General features: G+C 64.2%; 16 protein-coding genes and 1 tRNA gene. 8 read left to right on the top strand and 9 right to left on the bottom strand.

The window, feature by feature from the left end; all coding sequences use genetic code 11:
- Position 1: 1 nt before the first annotated feature.
- The 4 genes from JHD67_RS12260 to moaA are packed head-to-tail and all read right to left on the bottom strand — an operon-like array spanning position 2 to position 3,497.
- Positions 2-262 carry a MoaD/ThiS family protein gene (locus tag JHD67_RS12260; protein ID WP_199099466.1) on the bottom strand — a complete coding sequence of 87 codons (261 nt, stop codon included), beginning with the start codon at positions 260-262 and terminating at the stop codon, positions 2-4.
- A complete protein-coding gene (gene glp / locus JHD67_RS12255) occupies positions 259-1,515 on the bottom strand; it encodes a gephyrin-like molybdotransferase Glp (protein ID WP_233171850.1) in 1,257 nt (418 codons plus the stop codon). Before glp ends, JHD67_RS12260 begins: the two co-directional genes overlap by 4 nt.
- Positions 1,512-2,510 carry a bifunctional molybdenum cofactor biosynthesis protein MoaC/MoaB gene (gene moaCB, locus JHD67_RS12250; protein WP_233171849.1) on the bottom strand — a complete coding sequence of 333 codons (999 nt, stop codon included), beginning with the start codon at positions 2,508-2,510 and terminating at the stop codon, positions 1,512-1,514. Before moaCB ends, glp begins: the two co-directional genes overlap by 4 nt.
- A gap of 3 nt (positions 2,511-2,513) precedes the next feature.
- Positions 2,514-3,497 carry a GTP 3',8-cyclase MoaA gene (gene moaA, locus JHD67_RS12245; RefSeq protein ID WP_343214354.1) on the bottom strand — a complete coding sequence of 328 codons (984 nt, stop codon included), beginning with the start codon at positions 3,495-3,497 and terminating at the stop codon, positions 2,514-2,516.
- A 517-nt stretch (positions 3,498-4,014) separates the two neighbouring features.
- Between moaA and fdnG the strand changes: the two genes are divergently transcribed.
- Genes fdnG through fdhE form a run of 4 tightly spaced genes read left to right on the top strand, consistent with a single transcriptional unit; the run spans position 4,015 to position 9,608 of the window.
- Positions 4,015-7,086: a formate dehydrogenase-N subunit alpha gene (gene fdnG, locus JHD67_RS12240; protein ID WP_199099464.1), complete on the top strand. Its 3,072-nt coding sequence runs from the start codon at positions 4,015-4,017 to the stop codon at positions 7,084-7,086.
- Positions 7,087-7,096: 10 nt separating this feature from the next.
- Complete coding sequence (gene fdxH / locus JHD67_RS12235; protein WP_199099463.1) at positions 7,097-8,008, top strand: formate dehydrogenase subunit beta; 912 nt, start codon at positions 7,097-7,099, stop codon at positions 8,006-8,008.
- A complete protein-coding gene (locus tag JHD67_RS12230) occupies positions 8,005-8,664 on the top strand; it encodes a formate dehydrogenase subunit gamma (protein ID WP_199099462.1) in 660 nt (219 codons plus the stop codon). Before fdxH ends, JHD67_RS12230 begins: the two co-directional genes overlap by 4 nt.
- Positions 8,661-9,608: a formate dehydrogenase accessory protein FdhE gene (gene fdhE / locus JHD67_RS12225; RefSeq protein WP_199099461.1), complete on the top strand. Its 948-nt coding sequence runs from the start codon at positions 8,661-8,663 to the stop codon at positions 9,606-9,608. Before JHD67_RS12230 ends, fdhE begins: the two co-directional genes overlap by 4 nt.
- Positions 9,609-9,648: 40 nt before the next feature.
- Here the strand turns inward: fdhE and JHD67_RS12220 are convergent, their stop codons facing one another.
- The gene (locus JHD67_RS12220) at positions 9,649-10,707 is read right to left on the bottom strand and encodes a permease (protein ID WP_199099460.1); all 1,059 of its coding nucleotides are present in this window, start codon (positions 10,705-10,707) and stop codon (positions 9,649-9,651) included.
- 355 nt (positions 10,708-11,062) lie between these two features.
- Here JHD67_RS12220 and selA point away from each other — a divergent pair, with 355 nt between their 5' ends.
- The 3 genes from selA (at position 11,063) to JHD67_RS12205 (ending at position 14,525) form a co-directional block, all read left to right on the top strand.
- Positions 11,063-12,487 (top strand): L-seryl-tRNA(Sec) selenium transferase, encoded by a 1,425-nt coding sequence (selA, locus tag JHD67_RS12215; RefSeq protein WP_233171848.1) that lies wholly within the window; start codon positions 11,063-11,065, stop codon positions 12,485-12,487.
- Positions 12,484-14,418 (top strand): selenocysteine-specific translation elongation factor, encoded by a 1,935-nt coding sequence (gene selB, locus JHD67_RS12210; RefSeq protein ID WP_199099458.1) that lies wholly within the window; start codon positions 12,484-12,486, stop codon positions 14,416-14,418. The genes selA and selB overlap by 4 nt, the downstream gene beginning before the upstream one ends.
- 11 nt (positions 14,419-14,429) lie before the next feature.
- Positions 14,430-14,525, top strand: a tRNA-Sec gene (locus tag JHD67_RS12205).
- A 12-nt stretch (positions 14,526-14,537) separates the two neighbouring features.
- On the opposite strand, the gene selD is transcribed toward JHD67_RS12205, so the two are convergent.
- Together selD and JHD67_RS12195 are read right to left on the bottom strand one after the other, a co-directional pair.
- A complete protein-coding gene (gene selD, locus JHD67_RS12200; RefSeq protein ID WP_199099457.1) occupies positions 14,538-15,578 on the bottom strand; it encodes a selenide, water dikinase SelD in 1,041 nt (346 codons plus the stop codon).
- Between the two features lie 176 nt (positions 15,579-15,754).
- The gene (locus JHD67_RS12195; RefSeq protein WP_199099456.1) at positions 15,755-16,228 is read right to left on the bottom strand and encodes an Lrp/AsnC family transcriptional regulator; all 474 of its coding nucleotides are present in this window, start codon (positions 16,226-16,228) and stop codon (positions 15,755-15,757) included.
- 157 nt (positions 16,229-16,385) lie between these two features.
- Here JHD67_RS12195 and ald point away from each other — a divergent pair, with 157 nt between their 5' ends.
- Positions 16,386-17,504 (top strand): alanine dehydrogenase, encoded by a 1,119-nt coding sequence (gene ald, locus JHD67_RS12190; protein WP_199099455.1) that lies wholly within the window; start codon positions 16,386-16,388, stop codon positions 17,502-17,504.
- Positions 17,505-17,592: 88 nt separating this feature from the next.
- On the opposite strand, the gene JHD67_RS12185 is transcribed toward ald, so the two are convergent.
- Together JHD67_RS12185 and JHD67_RS12180 are read right to left on the bottom strand one after the other, a co-directional pair.
- The gene (locus tag JHD67_RS12185) at positions 17,593-19,632 is read right to left on the bottom strand and encodes a trehalase family glycosidase (protein ID WP_199099454.1); all 2,040 of its coding nucleotides are present in this window, start codon (positions 19,630-19,632) and stop codon (positions 17,593-17,595) included.
- Positions 19,633-19,780: 148 nt separating this feature from the next.
- On the bottom strand, positions 19,781-20,662 hold the full coding sequence (locus JHD67_RS12180) for a TonB-dependent receptor (RefSeq protein ID WP_199099453.1): 882 nt from the start codon (positions 20,660-20,662) through the stop codon (positions 19,781-19,783).
- Positions 20,663-20,829 lie beyond the last annotated feature (167 nt).

The following is a 20,829-nucleotide window of genomic DNA, read 5'->3' as shown; positions in this document are numbered from 1 at the left end:
GTCAGCCTCCGCTCACCGGGGGCAGTACCGCCAGCTCAAGATTTTCCGGGACCTTGCGATGGTTGTGGAGAATTTCGTCCGCACTGGCGAATGCCGATACCCGCACCAGCCCAGCATTGATTGCGGGGGCATGGTCGCGCAGGTGCTCCGTCAGCAGCTCGCGCAAGGTGGCGATGGTGCTGTCCGGCGGCACGTCTACCTCAAGGTAGCCGCGTGGATCTGCTTCGCGCAGCGCCCCATAGAGTGCAATTCGAACATTCATTCGCCGCTGCTCCACACCCATGAAGGGCTTTCCAAATGACCTGGGCCATAGACATCTACTGGTGATCCCGCTGGCAACTCACTGGCCTCCAGCGGGATTCTGATCCAGGCATTCGCCTCGGCAAGCGGGCGGATGCGGTAGGACTCCTGCCCTGTCAGTGCAATGGCGGCCAACTGCCCTTGCCGATTGATCTCAAGCCGTGATTTCAAATACATGTCCAAGCGCGGCTTCTTGGAATACGCCGCAGCCAAGGGCACCTGCCACGGCCGCTCCGGTGACAGGCCCAGCATGGTGCGCAGCGCGGGCTCCACAAAGAAGCGCAGCCCCACGGCCACCGCCACGGGATTGCCGGGCAGCCCGAAGAACAAGGTGCCGTCGGGCAGTCGCGCAAACAGCAAAGGCTTGCCCGGTCGAATCGCCACCTTGTGGAACAGTACCTGCGCGCCCAGTTGTTGCAACGCGACCGGCACAAAATCGTAGCGCCCCATGGACACCGCGCCGGTGGAGATGATTACCTGCGCGCCCGAGGTACGCGCACGTGCGACCGCCGCGACAAAAGCATCGACGTCATCGCCCACGGTTTCGGCATGCGTCAGGTCGGCGCCGGCCAGCGGCAGTCGAGCGGTGAGAAAAGGTCCGTTGGAATTGCGGATCTGCCCCGCTGCCAGGGGTGTCGTGGGGTGATCGACCAGTTCGCGGCCTGTGCAGAGCACGGCCACGCGCGGCCTTGCGGCTACTTGGACGCTATCCACGCCGAGCGCAGCCAGCAGCATGAGGTGCTGCGGTGCCAGCAAGGTGCCGGCGGCCATGACCGATGTGCCGGCAGCTACGTCGGAGCCAGCGAAGCGCACGTTCTGCCCAGCGGCCACGTCGGCCAGTAAACGCGTGCGCGGCGGGTTGTCCAGGCGCTCGGTCTGTTCCAGCGGAATGACCCGATCGAGTCCATCGGGCATGCGGGCGCCGGTCATGATCTCCCAGGCGCCATGCGCGTTGCCGCGCATCGCATCGCCCGCGGCTTGTTCGCCTTCGATCCCCCATTCGGAACCGGCGCGTAACGGCTCAACCCCGCCGCCGAGCGCGTAACCATCCATCGCCGAATTGTCGAACGGCGGCAGATCGCTGGCACTCACCACCGGCTGTCGGAGTATGCGGCCCAGCACGGCGGCGCCGGGGCAGCTTTCGGTCGGCGTCTGCGTGGAGGCTTCCCGGATGATCTGCAATGCATCGGCAGGATCAAGCAAAGCGTGACTCATGCGTGGCCCTCGCCGGCCGCCATGTGCAGGGCATGACCGAGGATGGGCGCGAGAATGTCCATGCCTTCCGCCACCGCCTTGGCGCTACCCGGCAAGGCGATCACCAGCGTGCGGTCGATCAGTACCGCGTCGGTGCGGCTCAGCCAGGCCATGAGCGTGTGTTGGCTGCTTTCGCTGCGGAATAGCTCGCCAATGCCGGCTACATGTCGATCGGCCACCATGGACAGCGCCTCCGGCGTGCGATCGCGCGGGCCCAATCCGGTGCCGCCCGTGCAAAGTACGAGCTGGGTGCCGGTGGTGGCCAGTTCACGCAGGCGCGCAGCCAGCGGCTCTGCTTCATCGGCATGCAGCTCGGCCCGTGCCGTATCAGCCCCCAGGGTACGCAAGCGATCGACCAGGGTGGGACCGGAGACATCCTGGTAGTCGCCGCGACTGGCGCGATCGCTGAGTGTGATCACGGCCGCGGTTACGCCATCCAGGCGGGCGGGCGTACGGGGGCGATAGTGCTCGCGCTCCGCCTCGCTCATGCCATCCGGGTGAAGCCACAGCCCTTTCTTGCCGCCTTCCTTGAACAGCAGGCGGACGCCGCCCAGCGACAAGGCAGGCTGCACGGGCTTGGTCAGGTCGTAGAGCGTGAGCAGGGCCGCACTGACGCCGGCCAGGGCTTCCATCTCCACCCCGGTACGGGAGAACGTCGCTACCTCGCAATAAACGCGAATAGCCTGGCGCGCGGCCACGCATTCGCAGCGAACATCGATGTACTCCAGCGGCAGCGGATGGCACAGCGGCATGAGCTGCGAGGCATTCTTGGCGCCTTGCAGGCCAGCGATCTCCGCCATGGTGATGGCGTCGCCTTTGGGCAGTCGCCCCTGTGCGATGGCGTCGTACGCGTCGCCTGCCTGCAGCTCGCCCACGGCCACGGCGCGGCGCGCGGTGGCGCGCTTGCGGCGCACGTCTGCCATATGGAAATGGGCGCGCGGTTCGCGCTCGGGCATGAATCAGCCTCCGGTAGATGCCAAATGAGGAGTGATGCCGGTACGGCCTTGGTGCAAGTGGTGTGTCTCTTCCTTGCGCACGAGCTGGCCACCGATGGCGCGCACTAACTCGTCCAGTTGCTCGTCGGCCTGCAATAGCGGGCGCAGCGGGATGCCGAACTCACCAAAAAGGCACAGGCGGAGGTCGCCCGTGGCCGTAACGCGCAATCGGTTGCAGCCGCCGCAGAAATCTTTCGAGTACGGCGCAATGATGCCGATGCGTCCGGCATAGTCGGCATGCTGATACTCGCGCGCCGGGCCTGCATCGGCTGCGCGCGGAAGCGCCTGCCAGCCCGAGGCCTGCAGTTGGGCCTCCAGTAGCTCAGCGCGTACATGGTGTTCGCGGAAAAAACCGAGATTGTCGCCAGTCTGCATCAGCTCGATAAAGCGCAGGCCTATCGGCCGATCGCGTAAATAGTCGAGCCACGCGGGTAGCTCGCGGTCGTTCACGTCGCGCAGCAGCACCGCGTTGAGCTTGACCGCGGGAAGTCCGGCCGCCACCGCCATATCGATGCCATCCAGGATGTCAGCAAGGCGGTCGTGACCGGTGATGCGCGCAAAGCGGGCCGGGTCGAGACTATCCACGCTGACGTTGATGGCGTTGAGTCCCGCATCCATCCACTCATTGAGGCGCCGCGAAAGCAAGGTCCCGTTGGTGGTCATGGCCAGCTTGCGTACGCCAGGTACGGCGGCGGCGGTGCGCAGCACGTCGGTGAGGTCATGGCGCACGGAGGGTTCGCCACCGGTGATGCGCAGCTTGTGCATGCCGACCGCCGCGAAGCCGCGAAGAAGTCGCGCGATCTCAGGCAGGTCCAGTGGCGCGGCCATGCCCGGTGCGGCGTGATAGCCCTTCGGCAGGCAATAGGTGCAGCGGAAGTTGCACGCTGGAATGACCGATAGGCGCAAATACGGAAAGCGACGGCCGTAGCGATCGGTCAGCACGGGCACGTCGTCCCCTCGCCGCTCCGGAGGCGGTGAAGCGAGCGCGTTTTCCCGCCCAGGCGGGGAACTGCAAACCACGGACACTGCACTCCATTCCTTATCGGGGCGTGGGCCTGTCTTCCAGGCGTTGGAGACATTACGTCGCGTTAACAATCGCCCTGCCTGTCGACGTCGAGCCGAGCCTCGGCGCATGGCTTGAAGTATGTGCGCAGCCGCGCCAGGACACCAAGTCTTTTTGACGATGCTGTCATAAAGCCCATTGTGTGAAGGTGCCCCTCACAATCGGTTCGGCATCCATACGACACGCCATATGGCGGCCTGAGGTATCCACCCACGGCTAAGCCCTGTCGCATCCGACGTACCGTCATTCCTCCCAATGACAAGCGAACGGAGCGTGCCCAACTTATGCTAACTTTTGCCTAGCCAACGGGACGCGTCCCGTTGCCTTCAGGGAGTAGTACGAGCCACGTCCGCCCCTTTACCCGGGCGGCATGTTTAGCCAGATTTCCCGGGAGCAACAACGATGGCACTCACCCGTCGCGAGTTCATCAAATTCACCGGCTTGGGGTTGGCTGCGTCCAGCCTGGGCGTGCTCGGCTTTGGGGCCTCGGGCGAGGCGCAAGCCGCCGCCGTGCGGCCCTTCAAGCTCACCCACGCCACCGAGACGCGTAACACCTGTACGTATTGCTCGGTAGCGTGCGGCATTCTGATCTACAGCATGGGCGATCGTGCCAAGAATGCCCGCTCCAACATCATCCATATCGAAGGCGACCCGGATCACCCGGTGAATCGAGGCACGCTGTGCCCGAAGGGTTCGGCCCTGCTCGATATCGTGCATGCGCCTACCCGCCTGAAGGCGCCGCGGTATCGGCCGCCAGGGGGCACCGAGTTCAAGGAAGTGTCCTGGGATTTTGCACTGGATCGCATCGCTCGCCTGATGAAGGACGATCGCGACAAGCACTTCATGACGCAGAACGCGGCCGGCACCACCGTCAATCGCTGGACCAGCACCGGCATGCTGGCGGCGTCGGCATCGTCCAACGAAACCGCCTACCTCACGTGGAAGGTAGCCCGTTCGCTCGGCATGGTGGTGTTCGACAACCAGGCGCGCGTCTGACACGGACCGACGGTGGCCAGTCTGGCCCCATCATTCGGTCGCGGTGCGATGACCAACACCTGGCAGGACATCAAGAACGCCAATCTCGTTATCGTCATGGGTGGCAACGCTGCCGAAGCGCATCCTTGCGGCTTCAAATGGGTCATCGAGGCCAAGATCGAGAACGGCGCCAAGCTGGTCGTGGTCGATCCGCGCTTTACCCGCACGGCGTCGGTGGCCGATTACTACGCCCCCATCCGACCGGGGACGGACATCGCATTCCTCAACGGGCTGATTCGCTACCTGCTGGAAAAGGACGCGATCCAGCACGAATACGTGCGCGCCTATACCAATGCCGGCCTGATCGTGAAGGATGGTTTCGCGTTCAACGAAGGCCTGTTCAGCGGCTACAACGAAGAGAAGCACAGCTACGACAAGTCCAGCTGGGACTACGAGTTCGACCAGGACGGCTTTGCCAAGTCGGACGACACCTGGCAGAACCCGCGCTGCGTCATCAACCTGCTCAAAGAGCATGTTTCCCGCTACACGCCGGACATGGTGTCGCGCATTTGCGGCACGCCGCAGGACAAGTACCTGCACATCTGCGAGCTGGTGGCCGCCACGGCGGCGCCGGACAAGGCCATGACCAGCCTGTTCGCCCTGGGCTGGACCCAGCACTCGGTGGGTGCGCAGAACATCCGCACCATGGCGATGATCCAGTTGTTGCTGGGCAATATCGGCGTGGCCGGTGGAGGCATGAATGCCCTGCGCGGTCACTCCAACATTCAAGGCTTGACCGATATCGGCCTGCTTTCCAACTTGATGCCGGGTTATCTCAACCTGCCCAACGAAAAGGAAACCAGCTTCGACGAATACATGAAGACGAAGCTGTACAAGCCTTTGCGGCCGGGCCAGACCAGCTATTGGCAGAATTACCGCAAGTTCGTGGTCAGCCTGCAGAAGGCCATCTACGGCGATGCGGCAACCCAGGACAACAACTGGGCGTACGACTGGCTGCCCAAGCTGGACGTGCCGCTGTACGACATCATCAAGGCCTTCGAGATGATGAATAGCGGCCAGATCAACGGCTACATCTGCCAGGGCTTCAACCCGCTGCAGGCGTTTCCTGACCGCGGCAAGATCCGTCGCGGGCTCAGCAAGCTGAAGTTCCTGGTCACCATGGACCCGCTGGACACCGAGACCTCGCGCTTCTGGCAGGATTTTGGCCCGCAGAACCCGGCCAAGTCCGCCGAAATCCAGACGGAAGTGTTCCAGTTGCCCACCACGTGCTTTGCCGAGGAAAACGGCTCGCTGGTCAATTCGGCGCGCTGGCTGCAATGGCACTGGAAGGCGGCCGACGGACCGGGCCAGGCCATGTCCGACATCTGGATCATGACGGGCCTGTTCCATCGCCTGCGGGATCTGTATCGCAAGGAAGGCGGCGCGTTTGCCGACCCGCTCTTGAACCTCACCTGGAAATACACCGATCCGAACAATCCGGACCCGGAGGAACTTTCCAAGGAGATGAATGGCCGAGCACTGGCCGATCTCACCGACGCAACCAGTGGCGCAGTCACCAAGGGGGGCACCCTGCTCGATGGGTTTGCCCAGCTGCGTGACGATGGCACGACGGCCTCCGGTTGCTGGATATTCGCCGGCAGCTTTACCGAGAAGGGCAACCAGATGGCGCGGCGCGACGCCACCGATCCGCGCGAGCAAGGCATCGCCCCCAATTGGGCGTGGGCGTGGCCGGCCAATCGACGCATCCTGTACAACCGCGCCAGTGCCGATCCGGATGGCAAACCATGGAATCCGGCCAAGCCGATCATTTCCTGGAATGGCATGCGCTGGGTGGGTATCGATGTACCCGACTACGGCCCCACGGTGAAGCCATCCGATGGTGTCGGCCCATTCATCATGAACGCCGAGGGCTTGGGGCGACTGTTTGCGCGCGACCAAATGGCCGACGGCCCGTTCCCTGAGCATTACGAGCCGATGGAGTCACCGGCAGCCAATGTGCTGCATCCCAAGGTGAGCGCCAACCCGGTCGCCCGCGTGTTTTCCGATGATCGCGCGGCCTTCGGCACGCCCGAGCACTTCCCTTATGTGGCTACCACCTACCGCCTCACCGAGCACTTCCATTACTGGACCAAGCACGCGCTCATCAACGCCATCCTCCAGCCCGAGGAGTTCATCGAGATCGGCGAGGTGCTGGCCAAGGAGAAAGGCATTGAGCAAGGCGGCTGGGTAAAGGTGTCGTCCAAGCGTGGCGAGGTGGTGTGCAAGGCCTATGTGACCAAGCGCATCAAGCCGCTCGCAGTCGATGGCAAGCCAACCCATGTGATTGGCGTGCCCATCCACTGGGGTTTCACCGGGCAAGCCAGGAAGGGCTACGGCGCCAATACGCTCACGCCATCGGTCGGCGATGCCAATACGCAGACGCCGGAATTCAAGGCGTTCCTGGTCAACGTTGAAAAGACCACGGCTCCGGCAGCCTGAGGACATAGTCATGTCAGACCTGCAATCGCAAGACTATATCCGCCGCTCCGCGTCGACCATGACGCCTCCCTCGGCGCGCAATCACGAGGAGGAAGTCGCCAAGCTTATCGATGTCAGCCGCTGTATTGGCTGCAAGGCCTGCCAGTCAGCATGCATGGAGTGGAACGACTTGCGGCCGGAGATCGGTCACTTCGAGGGCTCCTACCAGAACCCGGCCGACCTGGGCCCCAGCGTCTGGACCCTGATGAAGTTCGCCGAGTACGAGAACGAACAAGGCAACCTGGAATGGCTAATCCGCAAGGATGGCTGCATGCACTGCGAAGACCCGGGTTGCCTCAAGGCCTGCCCCGCGCGCGGGGCCATTGTGCAGTACGCCAATGGCATCGTCGACTTCATCAGCGACAAATGCATCGGCTGCGGCTACTGCGTAAAGGGCTGCCCGTTCGACATCCCCCGCATCAGCAAGACCGATCACAAGTCCTACAAATGCACGCTTTGCTCTGATCGTGTGTCGGTCGGCCTGGAGCCGGCCTGCGTCAAAGCCTGCCCCACCGGCGCCATCATGTTCGGCTCGAAGACGGACATGAAGCACTGGGCCGGCGAGCGTATCGACGAGCTGAAGTCGCGCGGCTTCGACAAGGCAGGCCTTTACGATCCGCAGGAAGTCGGCGGTACGCACGTGATGTACGTACTACACCATGCCGACAAGCCGTCGTTGTACTCCGGCCTGCCGGACAAGCCGCGCATCAGTCCCGTGGTGAGCGCCTGGAAGGGTGTCATCAAACCGTTGGCGCTGATCGGCATCGGGCTTGCCGCCCTCGCCGGCTTCTTCCACTCGGTGACGGTCGGCCCGAACGAGGTCACTGAAGAAGATGAGGTCGAGGGCGAGCGCGCGCTGCGGGAAAAGGAGAACACCCCATGAGCCGCCCGAAGACCGTCATCATCCGCTACACCGCGCTCAACCGCGTCAATCACTGGATTACCGCGATCTGCTTTGTGCTGCTTACGCTGTCGGGCCTGGCGATGTTTCACCCCATGCTGTTCTTTTTTTCCGAGCTGTTCGGCGGCGGCCAATGGATGCGCGCCGCACATCCATGGATCGGCATCCTGCTCTTGCTCAGCTATATCGGCTTGATCATTCAGTTCTGGCGCGAGAACCTGCCGAACAAGGATGACGCCGCGTGGATGGACTCGATGAAGTACGTGGTGACCAACGACGAGGAGCACGTGCCCCCGGTGGGTCGCAATAACGCCGGGCAGAAGCTGGTGTTCTGGTCGATGACCTTGTTGATTCCCGTGCTGTTCTTCAGTGGCATCCTGATGTGGGAGGTGTATTTCGGTGCGGCCACCTCCATCCCGGTGCAGCGCGTGGCGGTGCTGATTCACAGCCTGGCGGCCATCGCGGCCATCATCGTCTGGGTCGTTCACGTGTACGCCGCCATCTGGATTCGCAACTCGGTGCGGGCCATGACCCAGGGCTATGTGACACCCGGGTGGGCTTGGCGTCATCACCGCAAGTGGCTATGGGAACTGGCCTCCGGCCAGCACGGTAAGAACGTGATCAGGAAGCGTCCGTGAAGCAGGCTGGAGCACCACCTACCGGAAAATGGACCGGGCCGGCACATGCCGGCGTCAAGGCACCCGAACCGATCCAACTGCCCGATCCGGTTCAACGCTTCACCGCCGCGGCGCAACGGCTGGAGCAGCTGGCCCCTGGGCATCCACTGCAAGCCTGGTTGCACTTCATTGCGCGACTGACCCGGGCGCAGTGCGCGGTTGCCGCCAGCCTCGCCCCTGCCGCAACACTTAATGCCGCGACGGTATCGCAATCGGTGGATGCGCGCCTTCCGCCCCTGGCGGCGGACGGACTTCGCCGTGAAGCGTCTTGGCGTGAGGGTTTGACCCTGCTGCTCGATCACATCGAGCGTGGCGAACTGCCGCCGGCCGCGCTGGATGCCATCCATCAGCTGCGGCGAAGCGACGACGTGGCCCTGGAAAGGTTGGCCGATCACTTCCTTCGCGATGGCTTGGCTGCCACGGAGGCTGGCCCTGCCGTGTATGTGGTTGCGGCTTTGCAGGTCTATTTCACCTGCTCGGCGGCGCGCTTGAACGTTGAGAATCTACGATTGCTTGAGGAGCGAGGCCTCTGCCCCTGCTGCGGCTCGCCGTCCGTAGCGGGCGTGATCACGGCCAGCGGCCTCACGCCCGGCACGCGCTATCTGTATTGCTCGCTGTGCTCTACGGCTTGGAACCACGTGCGTGCGGTGTGCATCACCTGTGGTGGTACACGCCAACTGCTATTGCAAGGTATCGAGGGCGACGCCGGCGTGGTCAAGGCGGAGACCTGCGACGAATGCCACACCTATACCAAGCTGCTCTATCAACTGCAGGACACGCAGGTCGATCCGTATGCGGATGACCTCGCCTCACTGGGGCTGGATCTATTGGTCGCCGATGCGGGATATGCGCGACATGCTCCCAATCCGCTGCTGCTGGTAGGTGAAGGCGACGCGGTCGCATAGTACATGGCGCCCCGCATGGCATCCTCCATGCGGGGCGATTTCAGCGCATCCCCGTGATCGCCGCGATCAATCCGGCGAGTATGCCAAAGCCGACCACCGCCGCGGCAACCATCATCAACGCGCGCATCGGAAAAGAGCGCGACAGCATGGCCAGCGATGGCAGGCTGACGGGCGGCAAGGTCATCAACAACGCGGCTGCCGGCCCGCCTCCCATGCCAAGGGCCAGCATGGCCTGCACGATAGGCACCTCGCCCGCCGTCGGGATAACGAAGAGCATGCCGGCAAGCGCCAGTGCGACGATCCATAGCCATTGATCGCCAATGGCCGGCCCGATGTGCGGAAACATCCATGCACGCACTGCGCCGAGCAGCAGAACGATCACCACGTACTCGGGGATCAACCTGGCGGCCATCCGCAAGAAGATCTGCAGCCAGCGCCGCCCCACGTCGGCCAGGGAGCGTGGCTCCGCCTCCACGGGCGATGCATCCACCGTCACCGTTGAGCCGGGTGCCGTTATCTTGTCGGCCAGGTAGCCCAGGCCAAATACCATGGGCACGCCCAGCAGCACGCGCAGCAAGGTCCAATGCCAGCCGAGCACAAAGCCGGTAAAGATCAGCGTTGCCGGGTTTAAGGTGGTGTTGCCCAGCCAGAACGCCACCGCGGCGCCGGGCGCGGCTTGTTGTTTGCGCAACCCCACTACCACGGGTGCCGCGCAACAGGTGCACATCATTCCCGGCATGGCGAGCAGGCCGCCGGCCAGTACGCTGCCAATGCCGCGACTACCTAGCACGCGCTTAACCCAGTTCATCGGCAGCAATGCCTGGATGCCCGAGCCGAGCAACAGCCCCAGCACCATGGCTTGCCAGATGGCCTTGCCGTAGCTCAGTGCGTAATCAAGTGCCGCGCTCCACGAGGGTGCCGGCGCACTGGCGGCCTCACCCATCAGGATGGAATGGCCGATCGAATGCTGGGTGGCCGCCACCAGGGCGCGACCGTAATACGGATGCCACTTCACATAAAACAGGCCGGCGATCGCCAGCAATACAAATACCAACACGGAGACACGCACGGTGCGCGCGGTTTGCGTAGCGGTGGACATCCTTCCCCCTGCGAACAGCAGGACATCACGGCCCTACAGGGCACGACATTGCCCGCTGGTCGCCGCACGCCGGCTGCGCTGCGGAGGGCAAGACCTTGGTGGCTGCGCGAACAGCCATGCGCTCAGCATGCTACGGCATCTTGGCAAAGTCACTACGGATCGGAGCGGCGCTTCAATCGACTCCGGTAAGGCGTCGACGAATCCCGGGCGTGCGTGCGGGAATGGGGTGACGTGCGATCTCGCCTTGACCCTGCCCCAATCCGCGCCGCAGCATAGGATCTGATCTGGCCTGGCTCGGTGGCCGCGTATGCGGCTCGGGGCCGGGATACATCGACAACGCCATTGGATGAATGTCATGACGGAATCCCAGGCAAGCCCCCTGCGCCATCTGCCCGCGGTCGCTACCGTGCTGGCGACGGCCGAGGCGGCTTTGTTGCTGGAGCGGCACGGGCGCATCGTTGCGACCGATGCCATCCGCCAGGTCATCGAGGATGCACGCAAGACCTTGCGCGCCGCGCCGGCCGCGGCGCCCAGTGCGAGCGAACTGGCGCAACGTGCCCTCGCTTGCCTGGAGTCACAGTCGTCCGGGCTGCGTCCGCTGTTCAACCTCACGGGTACGGTGCTGCACACCAATCTTGGTCGCGCCATGCTCGCCGAGGCGGCGATCGATGCGGCGGTAGATGCCATGCGTCATGCGGTGGCGCTTGAATACGACCTGGCGGACGGTGAGCGCGGCGAGCGCGACGATCACCTGCGCGCCCTGCTCTGCGAGTTGACCGGCGCGGAAGACGCTACCGTGGTCAACAACAACGCGGCGGCCGTGCTGCTTTGTCTTAATACCCTTGCGCTCGGACGCGAGGCCGTGGTCTCACGCGGGGAGCTGATCGAAATCGGCGGTGCCTTCCGCATGCCCGACATTATGGCGCGGGCCGGTGCATGCATGGTCGAGGTGGGCACCACCAATCGCACGCATCCCACGGACTACCGCCAAGCCTTCAACGAAAGTACGGGCGTGGTGCTGAAGGTACATACATCGAACTACCGGATTCAGGGCTTCACGGCGGAAGTGAGCGCGCATGAATTGGCGGCGATGGCGGCCGATGCCGGCGTTCCGCTGCTGAACGACCTGGGTTCGGGCACCCTCGTCGATCTTTCTCGCCATGGGCTGGCCAAGGAGCCTACGGTGCGCCAGGCTGTTGCCGAAGGCGCATCGCTGGTTACCTTTTCCGGTGACAAGCTGCTGGGTGGACCTCAGGCAGGCTTCATTGTCGGAAAGCGCGCACTTATCGAGCAGATCAACCGCAATCCCTTGAAACGCGCGTTACGCGTGGACAAGGTGCGCCTGGCGGCGATCGAAGCCACGCTCCGCCTCTATCGCGATCCGGATCGTCTTGCCGAGCGCTTGCCCACTCTGCGCTTTCTGGTGCGCGATCATGCCGATATCGAGATGCAAGCGAACCGCCTGCAGCCGATGGTCGCCGAGCGACTCGGCGACGCCTTCGCGGTGAGCGTGGGTGAATGCCTCAGCCAGGTGGGCTCGGGATCCTTGCCGCTCGATACGCTCCCCAGTGCGGCACTGCTGGTTCGCTCGCGCGGTAGCCAGCACGCGCTGGAGAGTTTATCCGCCGCGCTGCGCGCGCTTCCCAAGCCCATCATCGGGCGTATCGCCGACGGCGCCCTTCGACTGGATTTGCGCTGCCTGGGTGAAGCGGACGAACTGTCGTTCCTGGCGTCGCTGGCTCAGCTCGATATCGATCACGGGGCTGCGCACGCCACATGATTGTCGGTACGGCAGGTCATATCGACCACGGCAAAACTTCCTTGGTCAAAGCCTTGACGGGCGTCGATGGCGATCGCCTGAAAGAAGAGAAAACACGCGGCATCACCATCGACCTCGGCTTTGCCTACCTGCCAAGCGAAGATGGTTCCATCCTGGGCTTTATCGATGTGCCCGGTCACGAGCGCTTCGTTCACACCATGGTGGCGGGGGCCAGTGGCATCGATATCGCCCTGCTGGTGGTCGCGGCCGACGACGGCGTCATGCCGCAGACGCTGGAACACCTGGCCATTCTCGATCTATTGGGTGTCGGGCGCGGCTTGATTGCGCTGACCAAGGCAGATCGGGTTCCCGCAGGGCGGCTGGCGGAAGTAAGCACGCAGATCCGGCAAGCGACGGCGGGCACGGCGCTGGATGGCGCCGACATCCTTCCCGTTTCGTCGGTTTCCGGGCTGGGTATCGACGTGCTGCGCGAGCGGCTGTGCAGCGAAGCACGCAGGCGGGGGGAGCGCGCCGCCGACGGCCGCTTCCGCCTCGCCGTCGATCGCGTGTTCACCCTGCCCGGCATCGGCGTCACGGTCACGGGCACGGTGTTGTCCGGCGTCGTCGCCGTCAAGGACGTGGTGCGACTGAGCCCGTCCGGGCTGACGGCGCGTGTGCGCTCGGTGCATGCGCAGAACCGGCCGGTGGAATACGGGCGCGCGGGCGACCGCTGCGCGCTGAATCTCGCGGGCGAGGGTATCGCCAAGCTCGCGATTCACCGTGGCGACATGGTGGTCGATCCGTCTCTGCATGAGCCGACCGATCGCATCGACGCTCGCCTGCATGTACTGCCGGGTGAGCCAAAGCCTATCGGCCAATGGTTTCCCGCACGGCTGCACCATGGGGCGGCCGAGGTAGGCGCCCGCATCGTGCTGCTGGAGGACACACCGTTGTCGGCCGGTGGCTCGGCCGATGTCCAGTTGGTGCTGAGTCGACCGATTGCCGCCACCGCACTCGACCGCTTTGTGCTGCGGGATGTTTCCGCGCAACGCACGATCGGTGGCGGCCATTTTCTCGACTTGCGCGCGCCTCCACGCCAACGGCGCACGCTTGAGCGCGCAGCCTTGCGTGCGGCGCTTTCCATCGGCGAGCCGCATGCTGCTTTTGCCGCGTTGCTCGACGTGCCCCCGTTTGCCTGGGACCTCTCGGCGTTCGCGCGGGATCGCGCGCTGTCAGCCACCAAGCTCGAAGCTATCGTTACCACGCTCACCCCGGTGATCTTTGCTGCGGGCGAAGAACGCATCGCGATCAACCCGGCGCACTGGCAGGCCTTCGTCGCCGCCCTTATCGAGCACTTGACGGCGTTTCACGCCGCGCATCCGGATCTGCAAGGCATTGGACGTGAGAAACTCCGGTTGGCGTTGCAGCCGAGACTGCCTGCGGCAGCCTTTGCGCTGGCCCTGCAGCATGCCGATGTCGCCGGATCGGTGGCTCGCGATGGCGCCTTCGTACGATTGGCCACTCACGCGCTGCAGATGAGCCCCGAGCATGAGGCGTCGTGGCAAAAGATCTCCCCATGGCTTGATGGCGACGTTCGCTTTCGCCCGCCAAGGGTGCGCGATATCGCTACGGCGCTGGCGCGGCCAGAGTCCGAGATTCGGCGGCTCATGAAGCTCTCGGCGCGCATGGGTTTGGTCGATGAAGTCGCTCACGACCACTTCTTTCTGCGCACGACGATGAACGAGATGGTGGGGATTGCCGCCGACGTCGCCGCACAGGCGACGGATGGCCGGTTCACCGCCGCGCAGTTTCGCGACCGGCTCGACAATGGCCGAAAGGTGGCGATCCAGATACTGGAGTTCTTCGACCGGCAAGGTGTTACGCTCAATCACGGCACGCTACGCAGAATCCGGCCGCAGTACATCGATTTGTTCGGAGCTACTTCGCCGTAAGCATGCCGCATGGAAGAGAATCGTCTCCGGTGGGGCGTCCGGACTTCAAATCCGGGTGAGGCAGTCTGACTGCCTTGGGTGGGTTCGACTCCCACTCTCTTCCGCCATATCGCGATGGCTCAGCTCACCTCGATGCCGGGCGCGCCCGCCGTCACCGAGCCGATGATGCTTGCACGCGGGTACCCAGCTTGCTCGATCATCGCCCGAACAGCCTCGGCACGCTCGGCCTTGCAAGCGACCAGTAAGCCACCCGACGTCTGCGGATCGGTCAGCAAGGCGCGACGCCACTCCGGCAGGTCATCCGGCAGGCTCACCTCGTCGCCGTAGCTGGCCCAGTTGCGTTTCGATGCGCCAGTGACATAACCAGCCTCGGCCAGCGCCTCGGCGTGAACGAGAAACGGAATGCGTGCCTGTTCGATGTGCAGGCGCAGGCCGCTGCCGCGCGCCAACTCCATGCCGTGTCCCAGCAGGCCGAAACCGGTCACATCGGTGATCGCGTGAACATCCTCGTCCTCGGCCAGTACGTGACCGATGCGATTGAGCAAGGTGGTCGAGGCCAACATTTCCGCGTAAGCCTCCTCGGATAGCGCCTGCTTCTTGAAGGCTGCCGAGTAGATACCTATGCCAATGCCCTTGGTCAGGATCAGGGCATCGCCTGCCCGAGCATCGGCGTTGCGGCGTACGTTGGACGGCGCGCATAGCCCGATTACGGCGAGGCCATAGATGGGCTCGGCCGAGTCGATGGAATGGCCACCGGCAATCGGTATGCCGGCCTGCGCGCATATTGCCTCACCGCCGGCAAGAATGGCGCGCATCGTATCCACGCTCAGCTTGCCTAACGGCATGCCAAGAATGGCCAGGGCCATGATCGGCTTGCCGCCCATGGCATAGACGTCCGAGAGAGCATTGGCAGCGGCGATGCGGCCGAAATCGTAAGGGTCGTCCACCACGGGCATGAAGAAATCGGTGGTGGCGATGACGCAGGTGCGCTCGTCCACTTGCCACACCGCGGCGTCGTCGCTGGATTCGGTGCCGACCAGGAGTTGGGCGAAAGGCATGGCGGCCGGCTTGTCGGCGAGCAACTGCTGCAGCACTGCCGGAGCCAGCTTGCAGCCACAGCCACCACCGTGGGCGAGGTCGGTTAAGCGTTCAGAGGTCATGGCGCGCCTGCGAAGTCCCGATGGCTCGATGGCCGTTAGCCCTTGAGCATAGCGAAATGCGCCCCGCTTCAACGACGCCCCGGGATTCGGCAGTGGCGATGCGGCGTGCGCGCGAAGGCGGCAGGGCCTCGTCAGGCCACCGCCACACCCTAGCCGCGCCCGTCACGGGCGCCTGCCTACACTGGCAGTGCGGTGGTCTTCTTGACCGTGCGTAGCGCCAGGGTCGACTGCACGCGGACCACGCCGGGCAACTGGGTCAGGATTTCGGTATGAATGCGCTCGAAGTCGGCGGAATTGGCATAGGCCACGCGCACCATGTAGTCGGCCGCGCCGGCCAGCAGGCAGCACTCGGTGACTTCGGGATGGCGCTGAATGGCCTCTTCGAACGCGTCCAGCGCGGCCCTTCCCTGCTGGTCCAGGGTCACCAGCACAAACGCGGTACCCGGCAGGCCGGCAGCTTTCTCGTCCACCAGCATCACGTAACGGGAAATCAGCCCCCGGTCTTCGAGCAATTTGACCCGGCGCAGGCAGGCAGACGGTGAAAGGTTTATCTGACTCGCGAGCTCCAGATTGGTCAGTCGCCCGTCCTGCTGGAGCAGCCGGAGAATGGCGCGATCGCGGTCGTCGAGGGCTTGTTCCAGGCTTGGCATAAAAATTCACGATTAAGGCAAAAATGCCACTTTGGATTCGACTTTAACGGTCTTTTACATGGTAAATCAGCGACAAATTGCTTGAAAGCTCAATCATACTGCTGCGCCGGCGCAGCCGCCCGGCGTCGCGCCCCTTCCCTTTAGAGAGATTCGAACGATGCGCATCGGTGTGCCGAAAGAAATCAAGAACCACGAATACCGTGTAGGCCTTATCCCATCGTCCGTGCAGGAATTGGTGCACAACGGCCACCAGGTGCTGGTGCAGGCTGGCGCGGGCCTGGGCGCGGGCATCACGGATGCCGACTACATCGCCGCCGGCGCGACCATCGTGGACGCGGCGGACCAGATCTTTGCCGAAGCCGACATGATCGTGAAGGTGAAGGAGCCGCTGGCCGTCGAGCGCAAGAAGCTCCGTAAGGGCCAGATCCTGTTCACCTACCTGCATCTGGCGCCGGACGCCGAGCAGACCAAGGACCTGATCGACTCGGGCGCCGTCTGCATCGCTTACGAAACCGTCACCGCCGCGAATGGCTCGCTGCCGCTGCTGACCCCGATGTCCGAGGTGGCCGGTCGCCTGGCGCCGCAGGTCGGTGCGCATTCGCTCGAAAAGGCCCAGGGTGGCCGTGGCGTGCTGTTGGGCGGTGTGCCGGGCGTGCCGGCCGCTGAGGTAGTGATCCTGGGTGGCGGCGTGTCCGGCACCCATGCGGCCACCATCGCCGTGGGCATGGGCGCCAAGGTCACCGTGGTGGACCGTTCGGCCGACGCGCTCAAGCGTCTGGCGACCCAGTTCGGCACGTCCATCTCCACCGTGTTCTCCACCCGCTCGGCCATCGAAGAGCTGGTGCGTCGCGCCGACCTGCTGATCGGCACCGTGCTGGTGCCGGGCGCCGCCGCGCCGAAGCTCGTCTCGCATGACATGGTGCGCACCATGAAGCCGGGCTCGGTGATCGTGGACGTGGCCATCGACCAGGGCGGCTGCGTGGAAACCTCGCACGCCACCACCCACTCCGATCCCACCTACGTGGTCGATGGCGTGGTGCACTACTGCGTGGCGAACATGCCGGGCGCCGTGGCGCGCACCTCTACGTTTGCGCTGAACAACGTGACCCTGCCGTTCACCCTCGCCCTGGCCAACCTGGGCTGGCAGAAGGCGCTGGCGCAGGACGTGCACCTGCGCAACGGCCTCAACGTGGCCGACGGCAAGGTGACCTGCGAGCCGGTGGCCGAGGCCCACAACCTGCCGTACGTGAAGGCGGAATCGCTGCTGGGCCTGTAAGGCCGCGAGTCACGCACTGGCTGCGGCGCGTGGCCAGCCAGTGCATCGACACCAAGGGCGGACACCTCCGGGTGTCCGCCCTTTTTCGTTATGGCTGATCGGGGGACACCTTCGCGCCATCGGCCGTATCGCGCAGCAGCAACAGATAGCTCGCGGCCGACCAGCTGAAGTTGGGCGATTGATAGCCCTTGCCCGTCAGCGGATCGTAGTTCTCGTACATCGGCGCCTGTTCCGTGAGGCCTTGCGCGTGCAGCACAAGGCGACGCGCCATGCTATCGGCCTCGGCCTGATAGCCGTAGCGCCGCAATGCCTCCACGCCGAAGTAGGCCTGGTCCATCCATACCGGACCGCGCCAGTAGCCCTTGATGGGCGAGAAGCGTGGATCGTCTTTGGCGAGCGTGGGGAACGGCATAAAGGTGGCGAACTTGTTCGGATCCAGCATGACGCGGGACACCGCCTTGGCTTGCGCCGGCGTGGCGATGCCTGCCCAGAGCGGCGCCCATCCCTCGGAGCCATACACACGCACACGCTCGCTCTTGCCCAGTCGCGCATCGAAAAAGTAGCCGGCTTGCGGGTCGAACATGCGCTGCAGGATCGCGGGCTTCATCGCCGCCGCCTCCTTCAGCCATGCATCGTGATCGGCCGTCTTGCCCAGCACGCTCGCCAGCTCGGCCAGTTCAAGCTTTTCACGATAGAGGTAGGCATTGAGGTCTACCGATTCCTGGTCGATCGACCAGGCGCCTTCGCCATTCTTCACCATTGTGGCGTGATCGAAACGCACCGCGTTGTCCATGCCGCTTTCCCACGCGGCGGCGATTCGGGTGCCATCGGTGGCACCGTACTCGGCCAGACCGTTACGGTCGTGGTCGCGGGCCTGAAACCACCAGCGGTGGTAGCGCACCAGCTTGTCGTACATCTCGGCAACGAAGGCGCGATCCCGGGTGGCGCGGTAGATCTCCAGGGTCGCCCAGCTCGCCAGTGGCGGCTTGGTGTCGCGCCAGTTGTTCTCTGCCTTGTCGAGGTAGATGCAGTCGGGAACCATGCCATCGGCGCCCTGGTAATCAAACATGGCGCGCACCTGGTCGCGCGCCAGGTCTGGCGCGAAGTGCGCCAGTGCGGCGGCGTGCTTCCACGAATCCCAGGCCCAGAAGCCGTTGAAGTCAGGGTTGGAATACGAAGGGATCACCCCATCGTGATGCATATCGCCACGAGCCGCGCGCCAGTTGCCGAGCAGCGTCTGCATGGCTTTGACGTCGATGCGCTGCGCCACATCATCCGGTACGCCGGCAAGGTGACTGGTGGCGGCGGCGCCCAGGTACGCCGCCCAGCGCGCGCGATTGGCAGCCCACGCGTTGGCGCTGTCCAGCGTTGGCGCTACATCGGTGCGGGCATCGTAGACCAGTTGCTGCTCGACAAAGAGGGTGCGTGTCTCGCCGGGCTGGAGCTGAATGGGTGCGTCGAAAGCGATGCGATAGCCATTCGCGGCGCGGGTTGCGCGGACCTTGTTCGGCTCGACAAGGTAGGCGCGCGTGGTCAGCTGCGAATGCGATTCGGCAAAGGTCTGCACTACCGCGCCATCATCGGCGGTCGCGAGCACGGATGATCCGGCCAGGACATCGCCTTCGATGGCGGCGGTAAGACTGCGCGCCGTCGCCGACGACACCTCGATCATTACCAGCGCGCGCCATGCATCCGGATAGAACAGCGTTTCGCGAACATCGAGCCCACCGCCGGAGAACTGGCGCATCAAATAGCCTGCGCCGGCGTGGCTTTCCTTGGCGACGAGTTGCGCGTCCTGCGATTGACTGGATTCGCGTATCGCGAGACGTGCGAAGTGAGACCCCACCCATTGGCCGCCATGCAGGCTATGAACGAAGGGGCCGATGAAGCCGGTGCTGCGATCGCTGTCTGGCGGCAGGCTGTAGCCGTGCCAGGCGCCGGCATCGAAGAAAATGTTGAAGCTGCGATCGCTGGCGTCCGCCGGTGCACCTCGCATATCGAGCACGTCGAGATAGCGCTGCCCAACCTCTGTGGAGGCGGCGGGCGCGGCGGCCGATAGTACGCCGGCCGACAGGGTAAGGGCCGCCGCCAGGGCTAGGGCGATACGGCGCTTGGAAAACAATGACATTACAACGTACTCCTGGGTCCCCTGCTCCGCCACGGGCGCGGGCCACGCGGAGCGTCCTTCCGACATGCCCAAGCCAGTGCGCCTCACGGCGACTGGCTCCGGCACCGTGCAGCCTAGCGAATTCGCCAGGCGGCCACCACGCAGTTCATCAGAACTGGTATTTCACCTGCACGTTCACTTCGCGCCCCTCGATGGAGCGCGCCAGGATCACGCCGCCACCGCTGGCAAAGCCAAACAGGCGCGCGTTGCCTTCGGTAATGCCGATCTGGTTGGTCATGTTGGTGCCACGCAGGGTCACCATCCAGTTCTTGCCGATGTTGGCGATGGCGCCGATGGCAATGTCGTAATAGCTGCCCAGCGGCTGTTGTTGCAGCTGGTCGCCATAGCGGTTGCCTACGTACTCGTAGGTCAGCCAGAGCTTCATGCTGCCCCAGCTGGTCGGGATCAGGTACGACGGTGTCAGGCGATACTGCACCTGGGGCTGGCGATCCAGGCGCATGCCGCTGATGGTGCTGCACTGGTTGCTGCCATCCTGCGCCACGTACGGCACGCAACCGTCGTAGTCGGAGTAATGGCCGTCCATGTAGTTGCCGCTGAGCGCCAACGAAAAGTTCTGGAACGGCTTGACCGTGACGGCGGCATTGAGACCCTTGGTCACCGAGCCGTACACCAGATTGATCTGTCCCGTATCCAGGGTGATTGAATACGGCACGCCGGTGAACACGCGGCGATACGCACTGATGTCGGCAAAGATCCAGGGTGCCTGATACTTGAAGCCCACTTCGACGTTGTGGATCTTTTCGATCGGCGGACTTTCCAGGTTCACCACATCATCGAAGCTCGGCAGGAATACACCCTGGTTAACGCGGCCGTACGCGCTCATGTTCTCGTTGATCGTGTAGTTGGCACCCATCGTCCAGGAGGGTGCGCTGCGCGAGCTGGACGGGTGGAGCTTGCTGCCGATCAGGTACTCGGCGTTGTTGTTGTAGACCGTGTACGGGTTGTTATCCAGGCTGTCTCTTATACACATCTGACGCTGCCGACGACAACGTTCGGGTGTAGATCTCGGTGGTCGCCGGAGCATTAAAAAGGGGGGGGGGGGGGGGGGGGGGGGGGGGGGGGGGGGGGGGGGGGGGGGGGGGGGGGGGGGGGGGGGGGGGGGGGGGGGGGGGGGGGGGGGGGGGGGGGGGGGGGGGG

This window comes from Dyella sp. ASV21, from assembly GCF_016428975.1.
Lineage (GTDB): Bacteria > Pseudomonadota > Gammaproteobacteria > Xanthomonadales > Rhodanobacteraceae > Dyella.
Note: the sequence above shows the minus strand (reverse complement) of the source record. Positions and strands in the feature narration are given on the sequence as shown.